At 56.0% G+C, this 16,967-nt stretch carries 14 protein-coding genes; 2 read left to right on the top strand and 12 right to left on the bottom strand.

The genetic code is table 11. From position 1 onward, the window contains the following. Positions 1 to 158 precede the first annotated feature (158 nt). On the top strand, positions 159 to 398 hold the full coding sequence (locus QQM41_RS00820; RefSeq protein WP_003622965.1) for a hypothetical protein: 240 nt from the start codon (positions 159 to 161) through the stop codon (positions 396 to 398). A gap of 161 nt (positions 399 to 559) precedes the next feature. On the opposite strand, the gene gltA is transcribed toward QQM41_RS00820, so the two are convergent. The 4 genes from gltA to QQM41_RS00800 all read right to left on the bottom strand — a co-directional run bounded on the left by gltA (position 560) and on the right by QQM41_RS00800 (position 3,684). Continuing rightward, a complete protein-coding gene (gene gltA / locus QQM41_RS00815) occupies positions 560 to 1,870 on the bottom strand; it encodes a citrate synthase (RefSeq protein ID WP_012812828.1) in 1,311 nt (436 codons plus the stop codon). 152 nt (positions 1,871 to 2,022) lie between these two features. Beyond that, positions 2,023 to 2,547, bottom strand: a complete 525-nt coding sequence (locus QQM41_RS00810; protein ID WP_339077475.1) for a histidine phosphatase family protein — start codon at positions 2,545 to 2,547, stop codon at positions 2,023 to 2,025. Between the two features lie 9 nt (positions 2,548 to 2,556). Continuing rightward, on the bottom strand, positions 2,557 to 2,886 hold the full coding sequence (locus QQM41_RS00805; protein ID WP_128105190.1) for a chorismate mutase: 330 nt from the start codon (positions 2,884 to 2,886) through the stop codon (positions 2,557 to 2,559). Positions 2,887 to 2,952: 66 nt separating this feature from the next. Beyond that, positions 2,953 to 3,684 (bottom strand): metallophosphoesterase, encoded by a 732-nt coding sequence (locus QQM41_RS00800; protein ID WP_339077474.1) that lies wholly within the window; start codon positions 3,682 to 3,684, stop codon positions 2,953 to 2,955. A 307-nt stretch (positions 3,685 to 3,991) separates the two neighbouring features. Here QQM41_RS00800 and QQM41_RS00795 point away from each other — a divergent pair, with 307 nt between their 5' ends. Further along, positions 3,992 to 5,509 (top strand): acetyl-CoA hydrolase/transferase family protein, encoded by a 1,518-nt coding sequence (locus QQM41_RS00795; RefSeq protein ID WP_003628680.1) that lies wholly within the window; start codon positions 3,992 to 3,994, stop codon positions 5,507 to 5,509. An 89-nt stretch (positions 5,510 to 5,598) separates the two neighbouring features. Here QQM41_RS00795 and QQM41_RS00790 read toward each other — a convergent pair whose 3' ends face one another. The 8 genes from QQM41_RS00790 to QQM41_RS00755 all read right to left on the bottom strand — a co-directional run bounded on the left by QQM41_RS00790 (position 5,599) and on the right by QQM41_RS00755 (position 16,851). After that, a complete protein-coding gene (locus tag QQM41_RS00790; protein ID WP_050819650.1) occupies positions 5,599 to 6,357 on the bottom strand; it encodes a hypothetical protein in 759 nt (252 codons plus the stop codon). Next, on the bottom strand, positions 6,344 to 10,891 hold the full coding sequence (locus QQM41_RS00785) for an AAA family ATPase (protein WP_339077473.1): 4,548 nt from the start codon (positions 10,889 to 10,891) through the stop codon (positions 6,344 to 6,346). The genes QQM41_RS00790 and QQM41_RS00785 overlap by 14 nt, the downstream gene beginning before the upstream one ends. 39 nt (positions 10,892 to 10,930) lie before the next feature. Beyond that, the gene (locus QQM41_RS00780; RefSeq protein ID WP_050819652.1) at positions 10,931 to 11,551 is read right to left on the bottom strand and encodes a thioredoxin domain-containing protein; all 621 of its coding nucleotides are present in this window, start codon (positions 11,549 to 11,551) and stop codon (positions 10,931 to 10,933) included. 72 nt (positions 11,552 to 11,623) lie between these two features. Then, a complete protein-coding gene (locus QQM41_RS00775; protein ID WP_050819653.1) occupies positions 11,624 to 12,568 on the bottom strand; it encodes a hemolysin family protein in 945 nt (314 codons plus the stop codon). After that, a complete protein-coding gene (ybeY, locus tag QQM41_RS00770) occupies positions 12,565 to 13,071 on the bottom strand; it encodes an rRNA maturation RNase YbeY (protein WP_003622984.1) in 507 nt (168 codons plus the stop codon). The genes QQM41_RS00775 and ybeY overlap by 4 nt, the downstream gene beginning before the upstream one ends. A 16-nt stretch (positions 13,072 to 13,087) precedes the next feature. Beyond that, a complete protein-coding gene (locus tag QQM41_RS00765) occupies positions 13,088 to 14,185 on the bottom strand; it encodes a PhoH family protein (RefSeq protein WP_339077472.1) in 1,098 nt (365 codons plus the stop codon). Further along, positions 14,170 to 15,588 carry a tRNA (N6-isopentenyl adenosine(37)-C2)-methylthiotransferase MiaB gene (miaB, locus tag QQM41_RS00760; protein ID WP_339077471.1) on the bottom strand — a complete coding sequence of 473 codons (1,419 nt, stop codon included), beginning with the start codon at positions 15,586 to 15,588 and terminating at the stop codon, positions 14,170 to 14,172. Before miaB ends, QQM41_RS00765 begins: the two co-directional genes overlap by 16 nt. Before the next feature lie 171 nt (positions 15,589 to 15,759). Continuing rightward, complete coding sequence (locus tag QQM41_RS00755) at positions 15,760 to 16,851, bottom strand: 1-acyl-sn-glycerol-3-phosphate acyltransferase (protein WP_050819655.1); 1,092 nt, start codon at positions 16,849 to 16,851, stop codon at positions 15,760 to 15,762. Positions 16,852 to 16,967: the final 116 nt, after the last annotated feature.

Below are 16,967 nucleotides of genomic sequence, written 5' to 3'. Positions count from 1 at the left end.
TCCTGCATATGCATGCCAGATAAAGACGTGAGCAGCATATGGGTGAAAAACTTGTGATGTTCAAAAGCCCCGGAATTGATTTTTGCACCTTGCTTATATGGCAGATGTAGCGTTTAATCATCTCCAGTTAAGATTGATTATCAGTTAAGGAATATGCCGTGGCCGCCGAAGCTAATCGTATCGCGCGCAAGTGTGAGCGGGCCGTTATAACGGCTTACAAGGAACTGCGCGAAGTGGGGACAGCAGATGTTACGGCATTTAATGCCTGCACCACCCTGTACCGCATTCATCATCCTGAAGCATCAGTGAATGAGGCACGCCGCCTTGTGTCCGAATGGATTGATCATCATGTTGTCCGCATGGATTCAGGGCCAACCAAAGGGTGTGATTGCAACTAACGCACAAGGGTATAGCCCGAAGTAATCAGACGCATGTTCCGCAAGGGCATGCGTTTTTTTATGCCCGCATGTTTATGTGTGTTTTGTAGCTGTTGAAAAGCAGAGCAAACAAAAAGCCGGTCTCCCTTAAGGAAAACCGGCTTTTTGGAGTTTAGGAGCTTTTAGCGTTTGGCAAGCGGCACATAGTCACGCTGCGGTGCGCCAATATAAAGCTGGCGGGGGCGGCTGATACGCTGGCCCGGTTCTTCAATCATTTCCTTCCACTGGCTAACCCAGCCGGTGGTGCGAGCCACGGCAAACAGCACGGTGAACATGCTGGTGGGGATGCCCATAGCCTTGAGAATGATGCCAGAGTAGAAATCCACATTCGGGTAGAGCTTGCGCTGCACGAAGTAATCATCGCTCAGGGCAATTCTTTCCAGCTCAACAGCAAGATCCAGCAGCGGATCATCCTTAATGCCCAGTTCTGTCAGCACTTCGTGGCAGGTCTGCTGCATGATCTTCGCGCGCGGGTCGAAGTTTTTGTAAACGCGGTGGCCAAAGCCCATCAGCTTCACGCCGCTGTTCTTGTCTTTTACCTGTGCAATAAAGGCGGGAATGTTTTCCTTTTTGCCAATATGCGCCAGCATTTTCAGCACGGCTTCATTGGCGCCACCGTGGGCAGGTCCCCACAGGGCGGCAATGCCTGCAGCAATACATGCAAATGGATTGGCGCCCGTAGAACCGGCAAGGCGCACGGTGGAGGTAGAAGCATTCTGTTCATGATCGGCATGCAGGATCAGAATCCGGTTCATGGCACGGGCCAGAACAGGGTTGACCTTGTAAGGTTCGGACATGCGCGCGAACATCATGGACAGGAAGTTTTCTGCGTAGTTCAGATCATTCCGCGGATAGATAAAGGCTTCGCCCTGTGTGTATTTGTAAGCCCATGCCGCAATGGTTGGGATTTTGGCAATCAGCCGCATGGCTGCCAGATCCCGGTTGGCGGGAATGGCAATATCGTTGGCATCTGGGTAGAAGGCAGACAAAGCCCCAACCGTGCCGCACAGAATGGCCATTGGGTGGGCATCACGCCGGAAGCCGTTAAAGAAGTTACGGATCTGCTCGTGCAGCAGCGTATGGTTTGTAAGGGTGTTGGTGAAGGTGTCGTACTGTGCCTTGTTGGGCAGTTCACCGTTCAGAAGCAGGTAGATAACTTCCTCATAGGAAGCATTTTCCGCCAGCTGGGCAATGGGGTAACCACGGTGCAGCAGAACGCCCTTGTCACCATCAATAAAGGTAATTTTGCTGTTGCAGGCGGCTGTTTCCCCGTAACCTGGGTCAAACGTGAAAACGCCCAGTTGCGCAGGAAGTTTGCGGATGTCGACAACATCCGGTCCCAGAGTGCCTGAAAGCACAGGCATTTCGGCGGACTTCCCACCAACCGAAATGGTAGCGGTAGATAGCTTACCTTCTTTCTGCGACGCGCTCATTAGTGTTTCCTTTTGCATGTTTGGGCCACGGTCGCTGCTGCGGCCTGCTCGTTCCACTTTGTCACCTATTCAAAAGGAAACCGGAAGATTGCCGGCGATAAACGAAGCGTTATCGGAACGGAGTATGCTTGGAAAACCACAGTTTTTTGGGATTAGGGTCGCGCGAATGTGTGCAAATGCATGCTTTGGCCATCGCACATTTGCCAGCGTGTCATATCCGGCAATGTGTCGCTTCCATACATTTCAAAAATGGCAACGGCCCCTGGCGCGAATCCCTGGTCCAGTTCACTGGCCTGCATGTCTAAGTGGTGGGCTAATAAGGAAATACCCGGATTATGCCCCACCATCAGCACGGTAAAAGCTGAATCGGGCACCTGTTGAATACGTGCCAACAAAGCCTCGGGCGTGGCTTCGTAAATATCTGCACAGTAATCTGGGGCGGGAAGCGTAGCAGGTAGAGCCGCCAGGGCACCTGCCAAGGTCTGCCGCGTGCGTAAGGCCGGGCTACATATAATGCTGTCAGGAACAATATTCTGCGCTGCCAGCCACTGCCCGCAGCGGCGTGCCGCCTCTTGCCCCACAGGTGTAAGGGGGCGGTTCATATCAGCTTCGGCGCTGAAATCTCCTAACGGGGCGGAAGCCGCTTCAGCATGGCGAAGCAGAACAAGGCGGCGCATGCGTGGGCTTTACGCTTTGGGGGCTGCGGCTGTTTGCCGTGCGATGGCTTCATGATGCCGGATAACTTCATGGATAATGAAGTTCAGGAACTTTTCAGCAAAGTCCGGGTCCAGATGTGCATCTTCTGCCAGTTTGCGCAGGCGGGCAATCTGCTGGGCCTCACGCGCAGGGTCTGCCGGCGGCATGTTGTAGCGTGCTTTAAGCGCCCCTACGGCCTTGGTGCAGCGGAAACGTTCCGCCAGCATGGAAACCAGGGCGGAATCGATATTGTCAATGCTGCGGCGCAGGTCCTGAAGGGCCTGAGTGGGGGAGATGGACTGGTCGTCTGTCACGGTCATGCTGTTCCGGTTCTGTCAGAATATGCACCAGCGCCTGTAAAATGCGCTGTGTTTGGTAAAGTCTGTTCAGGCTTTTTCCACAAAAGGTGGGGGCAGGTCTAGCCATGCCAGATGTCCCCCTTTACCCGCACCTGTATCTACAAAAATGGCCTGCCCGCCAGAACGGCCGGGAATGGCCAGCGGGCAGCCATTGGTAGAGCGCTGATCATGCCCGCAATAGATGGTATAACCAGCCGGAATAGTGTTCACCCAGTTAAGCGTGCGTTCGGGGTATCCATCTGGCTGCATACGGTTTGTGGTTTCTCCAAACAATGCGCGGGAAAGCAGATAGGTCACGCGGCCCAACGGCGGCGGAGGTGGCTCCATCAACATGCGTGGGTCAAACGCACCATGTACAAAAACGGTCTGGCCCATTACCAGCCACGCGGGGGCGTTTTCCAGCACAGGCAAAAGGGCATGCAACACATCTGTGTTTTCTGGCTGGTAAAGCTGCGCCAGCGTGTCTTCCAGATGAGGGGTAGAGCGCAAACGCTTGCCCATAAGGGCGCGGCCAAGTTTGCGATCATGGTTGCCAATTAAGAACAGACCCCGTTTTTCGTGCATCACCTGCAACATCAGCCGCAAAACACCTGCGCTGTCTGGCCCGTAATCTACCAGATCACCCAGCTGAATCACAAAACGATCTGTGGCAACGGCGTGGCGGAAAGCGTCCAGATCTCCATGCACATCCCCCACAATGCGGAGTCCGTTTCGCATTGCATCTTTCACGTTTCCGTCAGGGGGAAGCAGCTCAAGCATGGTGTTTTAATCCGTTATTTCCTTACTTCCATGTAGGCTTTTCGAGATCAAACAGGAACTGGAACAGCAAGTTTTTTTTCATTTACCTCCAGATCATGCACAAGTATGTGACGCGCCAGCACGATCTGTTTGCGCTTACGTTATACGGGCAATCGGGTTTTTGAAAAAACAGCCTGAAACGGAAGGATAACATGCCACAGGTAGAAGAATGTGTTGGAGCGGCTTCAAACAGTTGCAGCCGTGTCTTCTTGGTGGTCTGTGCTTTCGGGAATTCGGAACAGTTTGAAAAAGAACAGGAAGCCCTCTCATGACAGAGCGCATTCGGAACGTCGCGCTGCGCAGTAAAGTATGTCCGGCAGAAACCGCATCCGAGTTGATCAAACACGGTGATGTGGTGGGCACCAGTGGTTTTACTGGTGCAGGCTACCCCAAGGAAGTACCCAAGGCGCTGGCCCGCCGGATGGAGGCTGCGCATGATCGGGGTGAGAAATACCAGATCAGCCTGATTACGGGTGCCTCTACCGGCCCGCAGCTGGATGGTGAGCTGGCAAAGGCCAACGGGGTGTATTTCCGTTCACCGTTCAATACGGATGCCACCATGCGCAACCGTATCAATGCGGGTGAAACAGAATATTTTGATAACCATCTGGGGCAGGTGGCTGGCCGTGCCATTCAGGGCAATTACGGCAAGTTCAACATTGCTCTGGTGGAAGCGACAGCCATTACGGAAGATGGCGGCATTGTGCCCACATCTTCTGTTGGTAACTCCCAGACATTCCTCAATCTGGCTGACAAGGTCATTATTGAAGTGAATGAATGGCAGAACCCGGCGCTGGAAGGCATTCATGATATCTGGGATGGCAACGTAAGTGGTGCGCCAACGCGTGATATTGTGCCGATTGTGCGGGCAGACCAGCGTGTGGGCGGCACGGTTTTACGTGTAAACCCGGACAAGATTGCCGCCATTGTGCGCACGAATGATCGGGACAGAAATGCCCCATTTGCTGCGCCGGATGATACAGCCAAGGCCATTGCGGGCTATCTGCTTGATTTTTTTGGGCATGAAGTCAAACAGAACCGTCTGCCGCCATCACTTCTGCCGCTTCAGTCTGGCGTAGGCAACGTGGCCAACGCCGTACTGGAAGGGCTGAAGGAAGGCCCGTTTGAAAATCTGGTAGGGTATAGTGAGGTTATTCAGGATGGCATGTTGGCCATGCTGGATTCTGGCCGCATGCGCATTGCCTCTGCCACGTCTTTCTCACTCAGCCCGGAAGCGGCGGAAGAAATTAACAACCGTATGGATTTCTTCCGGAGCAAGATCATTCTGCGCCAGCAGGATGTCAGCAACAGCCCCGGTATTATCCGCCGTTTGGGCTGTATTGCCATGAACGGCATGATTGAGGCGGATATTTACGGCAACGTAAACTCCACCCGCGTGATGGGCTCCAAGATGATGAATGGTATTGGCGGTTCGGGTGACTTTGCCCGGAGTTCCTACCTCTCCATCTTCCTGTCTCCCTCCACGGCCAAAGGCGGCAAGATTTCTGCCATTGTGCCTATGGCCGCGCATGTGGACCACATCATGCAGGATGCGCAGATTTTCGTAACCGAGCAGGGTCTGGCAGATTTGCGTGGGCTTTCACCCGTGCAGCGTGCGCGTGAAATTATTTCCAAATGTGCACACCCGGATTACCGGCCAATGCTGCAGGATTACTTTGACCGCGCGCTCAAGAACTCCTTTGGCAAGCATACGCCACACCTGCTGACAGAAGCTCTTTCCTGGCATCAGCGGTTTATTGAAACAGGCTCCATGATGCCTGCTTAAAATGAAGAAGAGGGGCAGGTTTTCTGCCTCTTTTTTTCAGGCTTCTTCCTGCATCTTCTCATGCGAGGTGGGAAGAAGCCTTTTTATGCTCAGCTCTTGTTGGCTGTTGTATCGGCCAGCTGCGTAGGCTGCTGCGTAATCATGATATCTACGGGCCGTTCAGCCAGAAACTCGCTGGTGGAGCCTTTGGGAGCACCCGGATTATCCGTAATAATGGCTTCGGCATCGCGGTGCGTCAGCGCAAACAGGTGCGGGGTGGCGGAAGGGGAAAGATACGCTGCATAAGGGTGGCGGCCAGCCAGCTTATGGGCGGCATAGGCATCCCGCTCGGAATTGACGGGAATGGCAACCATAATTTTGGAATCGGCATGCAGAACGGTTTCTGTGTCCTTATGGTCTGAAGGCACCAGAATAACTCTGTCCCGCATCCGGGTTTTGCGCACCAGTTTCACCACATTATCTGCACTGGCACTGTTGATATCCAGCATGAGCAATGTGTTGGAGTGGTGGGCAGAGGCCAGCACGCCTTCCAGCTCGTTAGAGCCGGGTTCCACCATAACGCGCCCATCTGGCCCATTGGCAAGTTCCAGCCGCAGCATGGAAGGCACGCCATCATGCGGGGAGGAGGTGGAAACCGGGGTGGTTACAAGCCCTGTGCCCGGTGTGCAAACAATCAGCCCGTGGTGGATGCGTGCCATAATGCCATAGGCCTTGGAGTGTTGCACAACCAGCGTTGTACCCACTGCCACGCACAGCCCAACAGCCAGAGCGATCTTTTTAAAGCAGCCACGAGAAGACTTGCTGCTCTGTTGCACAGAGATGTCAGCCGCCTTTTCAGGATGCGACATTCGGTTCTTCCTTATCATTCTGGCCAGCCATGGAAGCAGCCCGTGCCAGATCAACTGAAAGCACGCGGCTTACGCCTCGCTCCTGCATGGTGACACCAAACAGGTGGTCCATATGGGCCATAGTTAACTGATGGTGGGTTACCACCAGAAAACGGGTTCCCGCTTCGGTTACCATATCACCAAGTAGGGCGCTAAAACGGCCCACATTGGCATCATCCAGCGGTGCGTCCACTTCATCAAGAACGCATACTGGTGCAGGATTACAGCGGAAAACCGCGAAAATCAATGACAATGCGGTTAAAGCTTGTTCACCTCCCGAAAGAAGGGAAAGTGTAGCAAGCTTTTTGCCCGGCGGCTGGGCGTAAATTTCCAGCCCGGCTTCCAGCGGATCATCACTCCCCACCAGCCCCAGATGCGCCCGCCCGCCGCCAAACATGCGGGTGAACAAAGACTGGAAGTGGTGATCTACTTGCGTGAACACAGCCATCAGCCGTTCACGCCCTTCTTTATTTAGTGTGCCGATGGAGCCACGCAAGCGGCTGATGGCGGCTTCAAGGTCAGCAATCTCATCTGCCAGCGTGCGCGCTTGGGTAGAGGCTTCTTCTGCTTCAATTTCCGCGCGCAGGTTAACCGGCCCCATATCTTCGCGTTCACGCGTGAGGCGAGAGATCTTACGGCGCAGGGAGCTTTCGGCTGCTTCTGTCAGATCCCCCGTGGGTTGGCGCGGCGGGGTGGGGGTATCTGCCAAAAGTTGATCCAGAATAGCCTGTGCCTGTTCACTTTTGGCATCGGCTTTCAGCAGGTTTTCACGTGCTGTGTTCAGTTCGGCTTCTGTGCGGCGGCGCTGTTCATTGGCGGCATTTAAGGCTGATTCGGCTTCAGCGCGTATTTTATCGGCCTGTGCGTAGGCTTCTTCAGCCTCTTCCAATGCTGAAAGGGTTTGCTGCTTCTGGCGTTGCGCTTCGGCCGGAAGTTCTGAAACCTTGGTGTGTTCATTGCGTGCCGCTTCCACGCGCTGGGCTGCATTTTCAGCTTCTGCGTTGGCTGTGGTGGCGCGTTGGCTCCATTCTTCTTCTGCGGCCACAAGAGATGTCAGGCGTGTTTCCAGCGTTGAGGCTTCAGCCTGCAGCGTGGCGCGCAGTTCTCGCGTGGCTTCTAGCTGGCTGGTAAGGGCCGCGCGTTGCGTGTGCAGATGAGCAAGCGTTTCCTTGGCATCTTGCGGCAGGGCGGTTGCTGTTTGGGCTTCTGTTTGTGTGGCGGTTGTGAGTTTGTCTTGTGCGTCCTGCTGCTCTTGCTGCAATTCTTCTAGCCGAGGGGTCAGGGCGGCAATGCGGCTGCGCAGCGTAAGGGCCTGCTCCTGCATTTTTTGCTGCTGCTGTGTGCTGGCTTGGACCGCCTGTTCAGCTTGGGCAAAGGCGGATGAGGCCGTTTGAAAAGCCTGTTGCGCCTGTTCCAGATTATCTTGTGCGTCTTTCAGCGCTGCGGCTGTGGCATTTTCTGTTTGGGCAGATGTGAGGCGCTGTTCAAGTTCAAGAACATTGGCCTCTTCCGCTTCCAGATTCTGGCGTAGGCGCTGGCGTTCTGGTGCAAGCGTTTCCAGCCGCGTTGTGGCGGCTGTGTGCTGGTTTTCTGTTTGGGTCTGTTTTTGCTGGACGCGTTGGAAGGTCTGTTCCGCCAGTTTAAGAGCTGTGCGGCAGTCCTGCTCCGTTTTTTGCGCGGCTGTATGCTGTTCCCGCGCGGTGGTGAGAGCTTGCTGAAAGTTTTGCGCCGGAGGTAAGGCCTGTTGTGCTGCTGTAGCGGTAGCCAAGGCCGATTCAGCCTCGGTTTTAGCAGCAAGCGCACGCTCCTGTTGGGGGCGAAGCGCATCTAACCTTGCCCGGAAAGACGTGTGTTGGCGTTCTAGCTCGGATTCCTGCGTGCGAGCTTTTTGCAGGCTCTGTTCCAGCCTGCTGCGCTCTACGCGCTGTTCCTGCGCCTGTTTTTCTCCGGCTTGCACGTTGGTGCGGGCGGCTACGGCTTTTTCTTCGGCTTGCGGAACGTGCTGTTCCATTTCTGCAATACGGGCCGAGGTTTCGCGCAGAATGCGGCGTTGGGCCAACCTGCGGGCTGAGGAATCGGGTTCACCCGCGCGGGTGTAAAAACCATCCCACCGCCATAAATCTCCTGCGCGAGAGACCAGACATTGCCCCGGCAGAAGTTGTGCCTGCAAACTGGCGCCATCCGTGCCATCGGGTACAACGCCAGTATATGCCAGCACCCTGTTTAATTCTGGCGGTGCGGTAATAACGGATTTAAGGGCAACAGCTTTACCGGGCAGAGGTGCGGCAGTTGCATCTTTCAGCAAATGCCAGCCACGGGGGGCATTGTCTGCTGCGGGGGCATCCAGCCCATCTGTGAGTGCTACAGCCAGCGCAACTTCATATTCCTCGGGAACGGTGATCTGCGCGGATATGGGCTCAGCCGAGGCTTCTTTCTCATTCCCCAGCGCTTCGGCCAAGCCTTCAGCTTGCGCGCGTAGGCGGGTGAGCTCGGCATGCAGGGTGGTAAGCTGCTGCTGTGTTTGTGTTTGTTCCTGCCGGTGTTGTTGCAGGTTATGTTCGGTTGTTTCCAGCGCCTGCACAACTTTTTGCAGGGCCTGTTCTTGCGTGGTGCGTTGTTCCCGCGCTTGCTTCAGCGCATCTTCTGGCGGGGCTTCTGCCAGTGTTTTTTCCAGCGCCTGCGTTAGGGTCTGGGCTTCCTGCGTTGCGCGTTTAAGAGAAGATTCGGCGGCCCGCAGGGTGTTTTCTGCATTGCGGCGCTGGGCTTCGGCTTCCTGCGCGGCGCGGCTGGCATCTGTTAGGGCTGTGTTGGTGTTCAGCCGTTCTGTTTCGGCTTTTTCCAGTGCGTCACGCGCAGCCTGCACGGCTTGGGCGGCAGCATCGGTTTCCTGCTTGAGTTGAAGCCGGATGCTTTCATCAACCAAAGCGGCAAGTGTATCGGCATGGCGTTTTTCCGCTTGGGCCAGATCAGCCTTAAGGGAAACAAGCCGCGTGCGCGCCTGTTCCAGCGTGCGGCGGAGTTCGGTTAGCGCTTGCTCCGCAGCCTGTGCATTATTGCGCGCAACGGAAAGTGCGACATTGCATTCAGACCGTGTGCGTTCTGCCGTATCCAGTATGGTTTTGGCGTTCTGGAAAGCGGCTTGGGCATCTTCTACAGCTTTTTGTGTAGCCTGAATGGCCTCTGCATCCGGCAGTTGCTGTTCTAACGATGCAAGCTCAGCCTGTAATGCTGTGTATGCTGCCGCAATACGGACATGGTGGTTTTGTGCTACCGTTAGATTTTCGGCTGCGCGATCATGTGCCGCGCGCGCTGTGTTAAGTTCGGCGGTAAGCTGGGCAAGTTTCTGCTCTGTTTCTGCCAGCTCTTTGGCCAATGCCTGCTGCTTTGCCTCTGCTTCTGCCGTGCGCGTAGGCAGTGAGGTAATAGCAGCTTCTGTTTCTGCTTTTTCGGCCTTCAGGCGTTCAAGTGTTGCGGTGGCATCATCCAGACGGGTTTTGGCTGCGTCTGCATCGGCCTCATGCTGTTTCAGGCGTTCTGCGGCATCATTGGCCTGTGTGGCGGCGCGTTCTTCTTCCCGTGCAACGCCTTCGGCCAATACGCGGCACCGTTCCAGCGCGGTGCGGGCAGCATCGGCTTTTTCTCTGGCGCCGGGTAAAACCTTGTTGGCTTCAAATTCGGCAACTACAGCACTTTCTGCGGCTTCTTCATGCTCGGTCAGGGCTTTGCGGGCGCGGGCGGCGTTATCAATGGCGCGCTCTACAGCCAGCCGAGCGCGGGCATGCAGCACGGCCAGAAGTTCTGTTTCGGCTTCTCGCAACGCGGCGGAAAGTTCACGGTAACGGCTGGCATCGCGGGATTGTTCGGCCAGTCCATCCAACCTGTCTGAAAGTTGCTGGCGGCGGTCTTCTGCGCGTGTCAGGTTAGATTCTGTGGCACGCAGTTTGAGTTCCGCTTCATGCCTGCGCGCGTGCAGGCCGGTAATGCCTGCGGCTTCTTCCAAAATGGTGCGGCGTTCTTCTGGCCGCGCGCCAACCAGCATGGCCACGCGGCCTTGGCTGACCATGGCAGAAGAGCGTGCGCCTGATGCCAGATCGGCAAACAGGGTTTGCACATCTCGCGCACGTACGGGGCGGCCATTTATGCGGTAATCACTGCCAGACCCGCGTTCTGCCCGGCGGGTAATCTGCAGTTCGTCCATATCTGCAAAGGCAGCGGGGCCAAAGCCCTTGGTGCCTTCCAGCGTAACAGTAACTTCGGCTAAAGATCGGGCAGGGCGGCCCGTGGTGCCTGCAAAAATAAGATCATCCATTTCCCCCCCACGGAGGGAACGTGCGGACGATTCACCCATCACCCAGCGTAGGGCTTCCACCACATTGGATTTGCCACACCCATTGGGGCCGACAATGCCTGTCAGCCCGGGCAGGATTTCCACCGTTACCGGATCCGCAAAACTTTTGAATCCGACAATGCGCAGACGAACGAAACGAACTGTCATGCAGGTATAGGGCGCGGGCTCAGGACAACATGCGTAGGCTTAGCTGGCTTTAGCCAAATATTTGGTGAAGTCCTCATAAGTCAGCGCGCTGGACACCTGCTCCTTGTTATTGAAGCGGAAGGTTGGGGTGGAATCAAAATGGAATTTGTCCTGCGCTTCCGTCTGCTGGTTCAGGATGAACTGCATGAGTTGCTGATCAGCAATGGCTTTTTCAAACGTATCGCCCGGCATGCCAGCAAAGGCCGCCATTTTCTTCAGCTCATCCTTCGGGCTGCCCTCCTTGATGTAGGCCCAGCGATCGAGGCTGGAAAGCAGGGAGGAGCAGAAAGGTTCATACCGTTCTGGCGGCAGGGTGCGGGCCACCATGGCAGCAACCGTTGCAAGCTGATCTGTGGGGAAATCATGAAAAACGTAGCGGATTTTCCCGGTATCAATCAGTTCTTTCTGCACCTGTGGGAAGGTGTTTTCTGCAAAGTGCGCGCAATGAATGCAGGTAAGGGAGAACCATTCTTCCACCACAATCTTGGCGTTGGGGTTGCCCAGTTCACGCGGGGTAAAGCGTGTATCCGTGGCATCTGCCGCCAGAGAAATACCGCGCAGGGCAGTGGAGGCAACGGCCAGACTTCCGGCAGCGAGAATGGAACGGCGGGTGAAAGACATGGAAATCCGGTCTCCCTTGGTGGGTGCAAATCAATAAGCGGTTAAAGGCATGACGGCAGATTTGCTCTGCCGTCAACCCACAGATTTATCCGTGGCAGCAGATGTTTCGGCCGGAGTGGGCGTTGCAGACTGCTCGGCCAGCTTGCGCACGCGCACACGGCGGATATGCCGGGCATCTGCATCCAACACGCGGAAGAGATAGCCATTTTCATGCGTTAGCACTTCACCACGGGTGGGCACATGCCCAGCCATACGGAACACAAGGCCGCCAACGGTTTCAATTTCAGCCTCTCTCTCACTGTCTGTCAGAATGGGACCGATGGCTTTTTCAAATTCTTCAATCGGGCAGCGTGCATCTATATCAAAAGATCCATCGGGGCGCGGGGTGATCATGACAATAGCGGGTTCATCATGCTCATCCGAAATGTCACCCACAATGGTTTCAATCAGATCTTCAATGGTTACCAAACCATCAATGCCGCCGTATTCATCAATCACCAGCGCCATGTGGGTCTGGCGCTGGCGCATCTGCAACAGCAGGTCCAGCACCGGAATCTGCGGCGCAATCATCAGCGGTTGGCGCAAAAGCACTTCCAGATTAAAGGCCTCGCTGGTGCCAACATAGGCAATCAGATCCTTCACATGGATCATGCCAACGATATCATCCAACTGATCGCGATACACCGGCATGCGGGAATGGTTTTCCCGCCGCATCATAGCCAGTGCTTCGTCCAGACTGATGGAAACCGGCATGGCCACAATATCGGCGCGGGGCACCATCACATCATCTGCCGAGATGTTGCGCAGGCGCAGCACGTTGGCAATAAGCGCGCGTTCCTGCCTGTCTAGCTCCGGTTTTTCACCCGTGGCAGATTCTTCAGGCTCATCCGCAGCCTGCTGCACAAGTGCGGCGATGGAGCTGCGCAGATCGGTCTGATGTTTTTTGCGGTGGAAAAAGGAAAACAGGCCGCGACTGCTGGCTTCCTGCTTGTCTGAGGAAGAATCGTGTTCGCTCATGATCGGGGCTTCCAAGGGTTGGGAACCCTGAGCCGCGAAAGCAGGCGGGATTCCAGCATTTCCATTTCGCGCGCTTCACCGGGGTGGTGGTGGTCATACCCAGCCAGATGCAGGCTACCGTGAATGACCAGATGCGCAAGATGGTCTGCAACAGGTTTGCCGGCTTTGCGGGCTTCGCGCACCACGGTTTCCAGCGCCAGAATAATGTCTCCACCGGTAATGCCGGGCGGAGGTTCAAACGTCAGCACATTGGTGGGGCGGTGCTTGCCACGGTGGCGGCCGTTCAGTTCGCGCACCTCCCGGTCTGTTGCAAGCACAACAGTATCGGGTAGGCCGCCATATTCTGAACAAGCTGCCAAGGCGCGCCAAACCAGCTGTTCCGGGTTGTGCACATAAGAGCGCCAGCGCCTATCCCGGATAAGGATTTCAGGGCCTTCGTTCTGCTCATCGGAAAAAACAGCCTGAAAAGGCAGGCTTTTTTCTGGGGCATCCATATCCTGCATAGGGATATGGGTGGGGCTACTTGGCGGTTCCATTTTTCTCCTGACGGCCCTTGCTACGGGAGGGTTCCCTTACAGCCGTCGCCTTTGCATCATAGGCTTCAATAATGCGGGCGACTAGCTTATGCCGCACCACATCTGTTGAATCAAAGCGGGAAATGGTAATTCCCTTGACGTTTTCAAGCGTTTCCACCGCATCACGCAGGCCGGAGGTGGTGCCTGCTGGCAGATCGATCTGTGTGAGATCACCCGTCACCACCATGCGGGAGCCGGGGCCAAGGCGGGTTAGAAACATCTTCATCTGCGCGATGGTGGTGTTCTGGGCTTCATCCAGAATAACAAATGCATGAGAAAGCGTGCGCCCGCGCATAAAGGCTAGCGGCGCCACCTCAATATCCCCCGATGCCATGCGCCGCACGACCTGATCCCCCGGCAGCATATCATAAAGGGCATCGTATAGCGGGCGCAGATAGGGGTCGATCTTGTCTTTCATATCTCCGGGCAAAAAGCCCAAGCGCTCACCGGCTTCTACAGCAGGGCGGGAGAGAATGATCCGATCAATGGAGCCAGCCTGCATCATGGCCACGGCCTGCGCTACGGCCAGATAGGTTTTACCCGTGCCTGCTGGGCCAATACCAAACACCAGCTCCTTTTTGGCCAGCGCTTTCATATACGCGGCCTGACCGGGGGAGCGGGGCTCGATATTGCCATGCCGCATACGGATGACGGGCAGATCGCCTTCTATTTCCGGGGCAGCCTGCGGGGTGTTGGAAAGAATGCTGGTGGTGTTCTGGGGCGGGCGGGACATGCGTATGGCGGCCTCTATGCTGCTGATATCCACGTTTTCGCCTGCTGCCAGCTTTTGGTACAGCACGCTCAGCACCGCACGTGTGCGGGCCGTTTGTTCAGGCACACCTTGGATGGAAATGCGGTTGCCGCGCCGGGCAACCTCCACTTCCAAACCTTCTTCCAAGCAGCGCAGGTGCTTGTCGTGGTCTCCCACAAGGCGCGCCAGAAGGGTGTTATCTTCAAACTGCAGGGTAGCAGAGGCATGGGGCATTTCTGCAGCCATGCGGGGTGAGGCGGAAATACGCGTGCTACTCAAGCGGACACACACTCCTCTTCTAAAACGCCGGACAGGGAGTTGGTCAGGCGTTCAACAATACGCACGGGCAGTTCCTTGCCAATCAGATGCTTGGGCCCAGAAACATGCACAGGCTGCAACCACGGAGAACGTCCGGCAATCTGCCCCGGTTTCCGTCCTTCTGAGGTAAACAGAACAGGAATGGTTTTGCCCACAAGTGTTGCATTAAAGGCATCCTGCTGTTCACGCAGTAGGGCTTGCAAGGCTTGCAGGCGGGCGTCCTTCACATCCTCTGGCACCTGCATGCCAGCACCTGCGGCGGGGGTGCCGGGGCGAGGGGAGTATTTGAAGGAATAAGCCAGCGCAAAGCCAACATCACGCACAAGCTGCATGGTGGCTTCAAAGTCCTCATCCGTTTCACCGGGGTGGCCCACAATAAAGTCGGATGAAAGAGCCAGATCGGGCCGGGCTTCACGCAGGCGGCGCACGATATCCCGATACTCATCTGCCGTGTGGCCACGGTTCATGGCACGCAGGATACGGTCAGACCCAGCCTGAACCGGCAGATGCAGGAAGGGCATAAGCTGCGGCAGATCACGGTGGGCGGCTATTAGCGCATCATCCATATCCCGCGGGTGGGATGTCATGTAACGGATGCGCGAAAGGCCGGGCAGTTTGGCAAGCTCATAGGCCAGTTGGGCCAAACCCCATGTGGAGCCGTCTGGCCCTTCACCATGATAGGCATTTACGTTCTGCCCCAGCAGGCTGATGTCCTTTACACCGCTTTCCACCATCCGGCGTGCTTCTGCCAGCACGGAAAGCACTGGGCGGCTGCTTTCTGCCCCGCGCGTATAAGGCACCACGCAGAAGGAGCAGAATTTATCGCACCCTTCCTGAATGGTCAGGAAAGCCGTGTAATTGCCTGCGGTTTGTGGCGCTTCCGCTTCTGGCAGAAAATCGAATTTCTGTTCTGCGGGAAAATCCGTTTCAATAACGGCGCCACCGGCACGCGCTGCACGGGCCACCATTTCTGGCAGGCGGTGATAGGTTTGCGGCCCCAGCACAATATCTACATACGGCGCGCGGGCCAGAATTTCCTGCCCCTCGGCCTGCGCCACGCACCCGGCCACGGCAATAATGGTTTGCTGCCCGGCTGTTTCGCGCGCTTCCTTGATTTTGCGTAGGCGGCCGAGTTCTGAAAACACTTTTTCTGCCGCTTTGTCCCGGATGTGGCAGGTGTTCAGGATAATCATGTCTGCCGCATCTGGTGTGGCAACAGGCTGATAGCCGAGTGGCCGCAGAACATCCCCCATACGTGCACTATCATACACATTCATCTGGCAACCCCACGTAATAACGTGCAGGCCACGGGCAGGGGATGTGTTGGCTGGGGTTCCGGTCATGATGGCAGGCGCTCCGCTATGCCGCTGGCCCATTCCATGCGGCAGGTGGAGGAAATCGGGCCAGAGCGCGTGCAGGTCAAGCCTCTTTTCTCACCAAGGCGAGAATAGTGGAGATGTCAGAACGGCCAAAAAGTATTCTGGCGCTTAACAGACCGAATGTTCCTTATGGGTTTGGTGGCCTGCAACAGCCACCCGTTTTGCTGCCTAAAGTCTTATACGTATTGAAGCAAAAAAGGAGGCGGTTCTGTCAAGTATCCTTTTGGCTTTCTTGACAGAAGGCGGCAGAAAATTGGCGGGCAGGGTGGCGGGGTTAAACCGGCCTTTTATAACCGTAGGCTTGCGGTTCTGGCGCAGTTCTGCCGCACCTATGGAAACGGCCTTCCATGCAGCCTGTGCCAAAGCCTTGCGGCTGGGGAACATATCTGGGTCCAGCGGCTCGTGTAGCAACACGGTTGCGCGGGAGCGCTTCCACTTCAGCAAGGCCCATACATGGGGGCCAAGGTCCATATCACCGTACCATGAAAACACAGGGCGGCGGAGGCGGGAAATAGGCAGGTCTTCCAACCGGTCATACACAAGGGATACGGGCTGGATAAGAGGCGTCATGCCCGGTTCAAACGTGATGGGCAGAAGGCTTTTATCCATGCCTTCCTTCAGCCGTGGCAGTTTTGCGATGGCAAAAAAGGCGGACATGAACGGCAACACGCGTGAACCATCGGACGATGTACCTTCGGGGAACAGGACAAGATTATCCCCTTCCACCATGCGGCGGATCATTTCATCACGCTCACGCCCGGTGGTGCTGCGCTGACGGCTGACAAAAATGGTACGCCCGATTTGGGAGACCAAGCCCATGATGGGCCATTTTTCAATATCGCCCTTGGCCACAAATACGGAGGGCAGAATGGTGCCCAGCACCGGCACATCCAACCAGGACATGTGGTTGCAAATATAGATAACGGGCCGTTCACCCCGCTGGCGGGCCTTTAGGCCACCCACGGTGCCCACGCGTTGGCCCACAACATGGATCTGCAACCCGATAATACGGCACAGCACGCCCCAGATTACACGTGTCCAGCGGATTTTGGGTGTGCCGGGCACAAGCAGCAGGCACGCTTCAAAACCAACAGAAAGTGGCACCCAGACAACCAACGCACCAAGGCGCAGGGCCGCCCTTAAATCTGCCGTACGGCGGAAATAGGCTTCCACCCACGCAGGTAAAGGGGAAAGGCCATTGGGCTTCTTTTTGGGGGAAGCATAGGGGGGGCGGGTTTGGTCAGACGGGCGTGGTGTCATCGTTTCATTTCTGCCAGACACAGCTCTGTCGGACAAACGCGCCCGGCAGCGGCGCAGATGGAATGAAAAAGCATGCGCTCTCTTACCGCGATTTTAGGCGGCTGGACAATCCATCA

This window comes from Acetobacter sp. AC2005, from assembly GCF_037901235.1.
Taxonomy (GTDB): domain Bacteria; phylum Pseudomonadota; class Alphaproteobacteria; order Acetobacterales; family Acetobacteraceae; genus Acetobacter; species Acetobacter oryzoeni.
This window is presented reverse-complemented; position numbering and strand designations above follow the sequence as displayed.

What these genes read in the sequence shown, in the direction of transcription:
- gltA (WP_012812828.1), bottom strand. Translation starts at nt 1,870, where the DNA reads ATGAGCGCGTCGCAGAAAGAAGGTAAGCTATCTACCGCTACCATTTCG.
- QQM41_RS00800 (WP_339077474.1), bottom strand. Translation starts at nt 3,684, where the DNA reads ATGCTTGAGCTGCTTCCCCCTGACGGAAACGTGAAAGATGCAATGCGA.
- QQM41_RS00805 (WP_128105190.1), bottom strand. Translation starts at nt 2,886, where the DNA reads ATGACCGTGACAGACGACCAGTCCATCTCCCCCACTCAGGCCCTTCAG.
- QQM41_RS00780 (WP_050819652.1), bottom strand. Translation starts at nt 11,551, where the DNA reads ATGTCTTTCACCCGCCGTTCCATTCTCGCTGCCGGAAGTCTGGCCGTT.
- QQM41_RS00795 (WP_003628680.1), top strand. Translation starts at nt 3,992, where the DNA reads ATGACAGAGCGCATTCGGAACGTCGCGCTGCGCAGTAAAGTATGTCCG.
- ybeY (WP_003622984.1), bottom strand. Translation starts at nt 13,071, where the DNA reads ATGCAGGATATGGATGCCCCAGAAAAAAGCCTGCCTTTTCAGGCTGTT.
- QQM41_RS00810 (WP_339077475.1), bottom strand. Translation starts at nt 2,547, where the DNA reads ATGCGCCGCCTTGTTCTGCTTCGCCATGCTGAAGCGGCTTCCGCCCCG.
- QQM41_RS00785 (WP_339077473.1), bottom strand. Translation starts at nt 10,891, where the DNA reads ATGACAGTTCGTTTCGTTCGTCTGCGCATTGTCGGATTCAAAAGTTTT.
- QQM41_RS00790 (WP_050819650.1), bottom strand. Translation starts at nt 6,357, where the DNA reads ATGTCGCATCCTGAAAAGGCGGCTGACATCTCTGTGCAACAGAGCAGC.
- QQM41_RS00775 (WP_050819653.1), bottom strand. Translation starts at nt 12,568, where the DNA reads ATGAGCGAACACGATTCTTCCTCAGACAAGCAGGAAGCCAGCAGTCGC.
- QQM41_RS00755 (WP_050819655.1), bottom strand. Translation starts at nt 16,851, where the DNA reads ATGACACCACGCCCGTCTGACCAAACCCGCCCCCCCTATGCTTCCCCC.
- miaB (WP_339077471.1), bottom strand. Translation starts at nt 15,588, where the DNA reads ATGGGCCAGCGGCATAGCGGAGCGCCTGCCATCATGACCGGAACCCCA.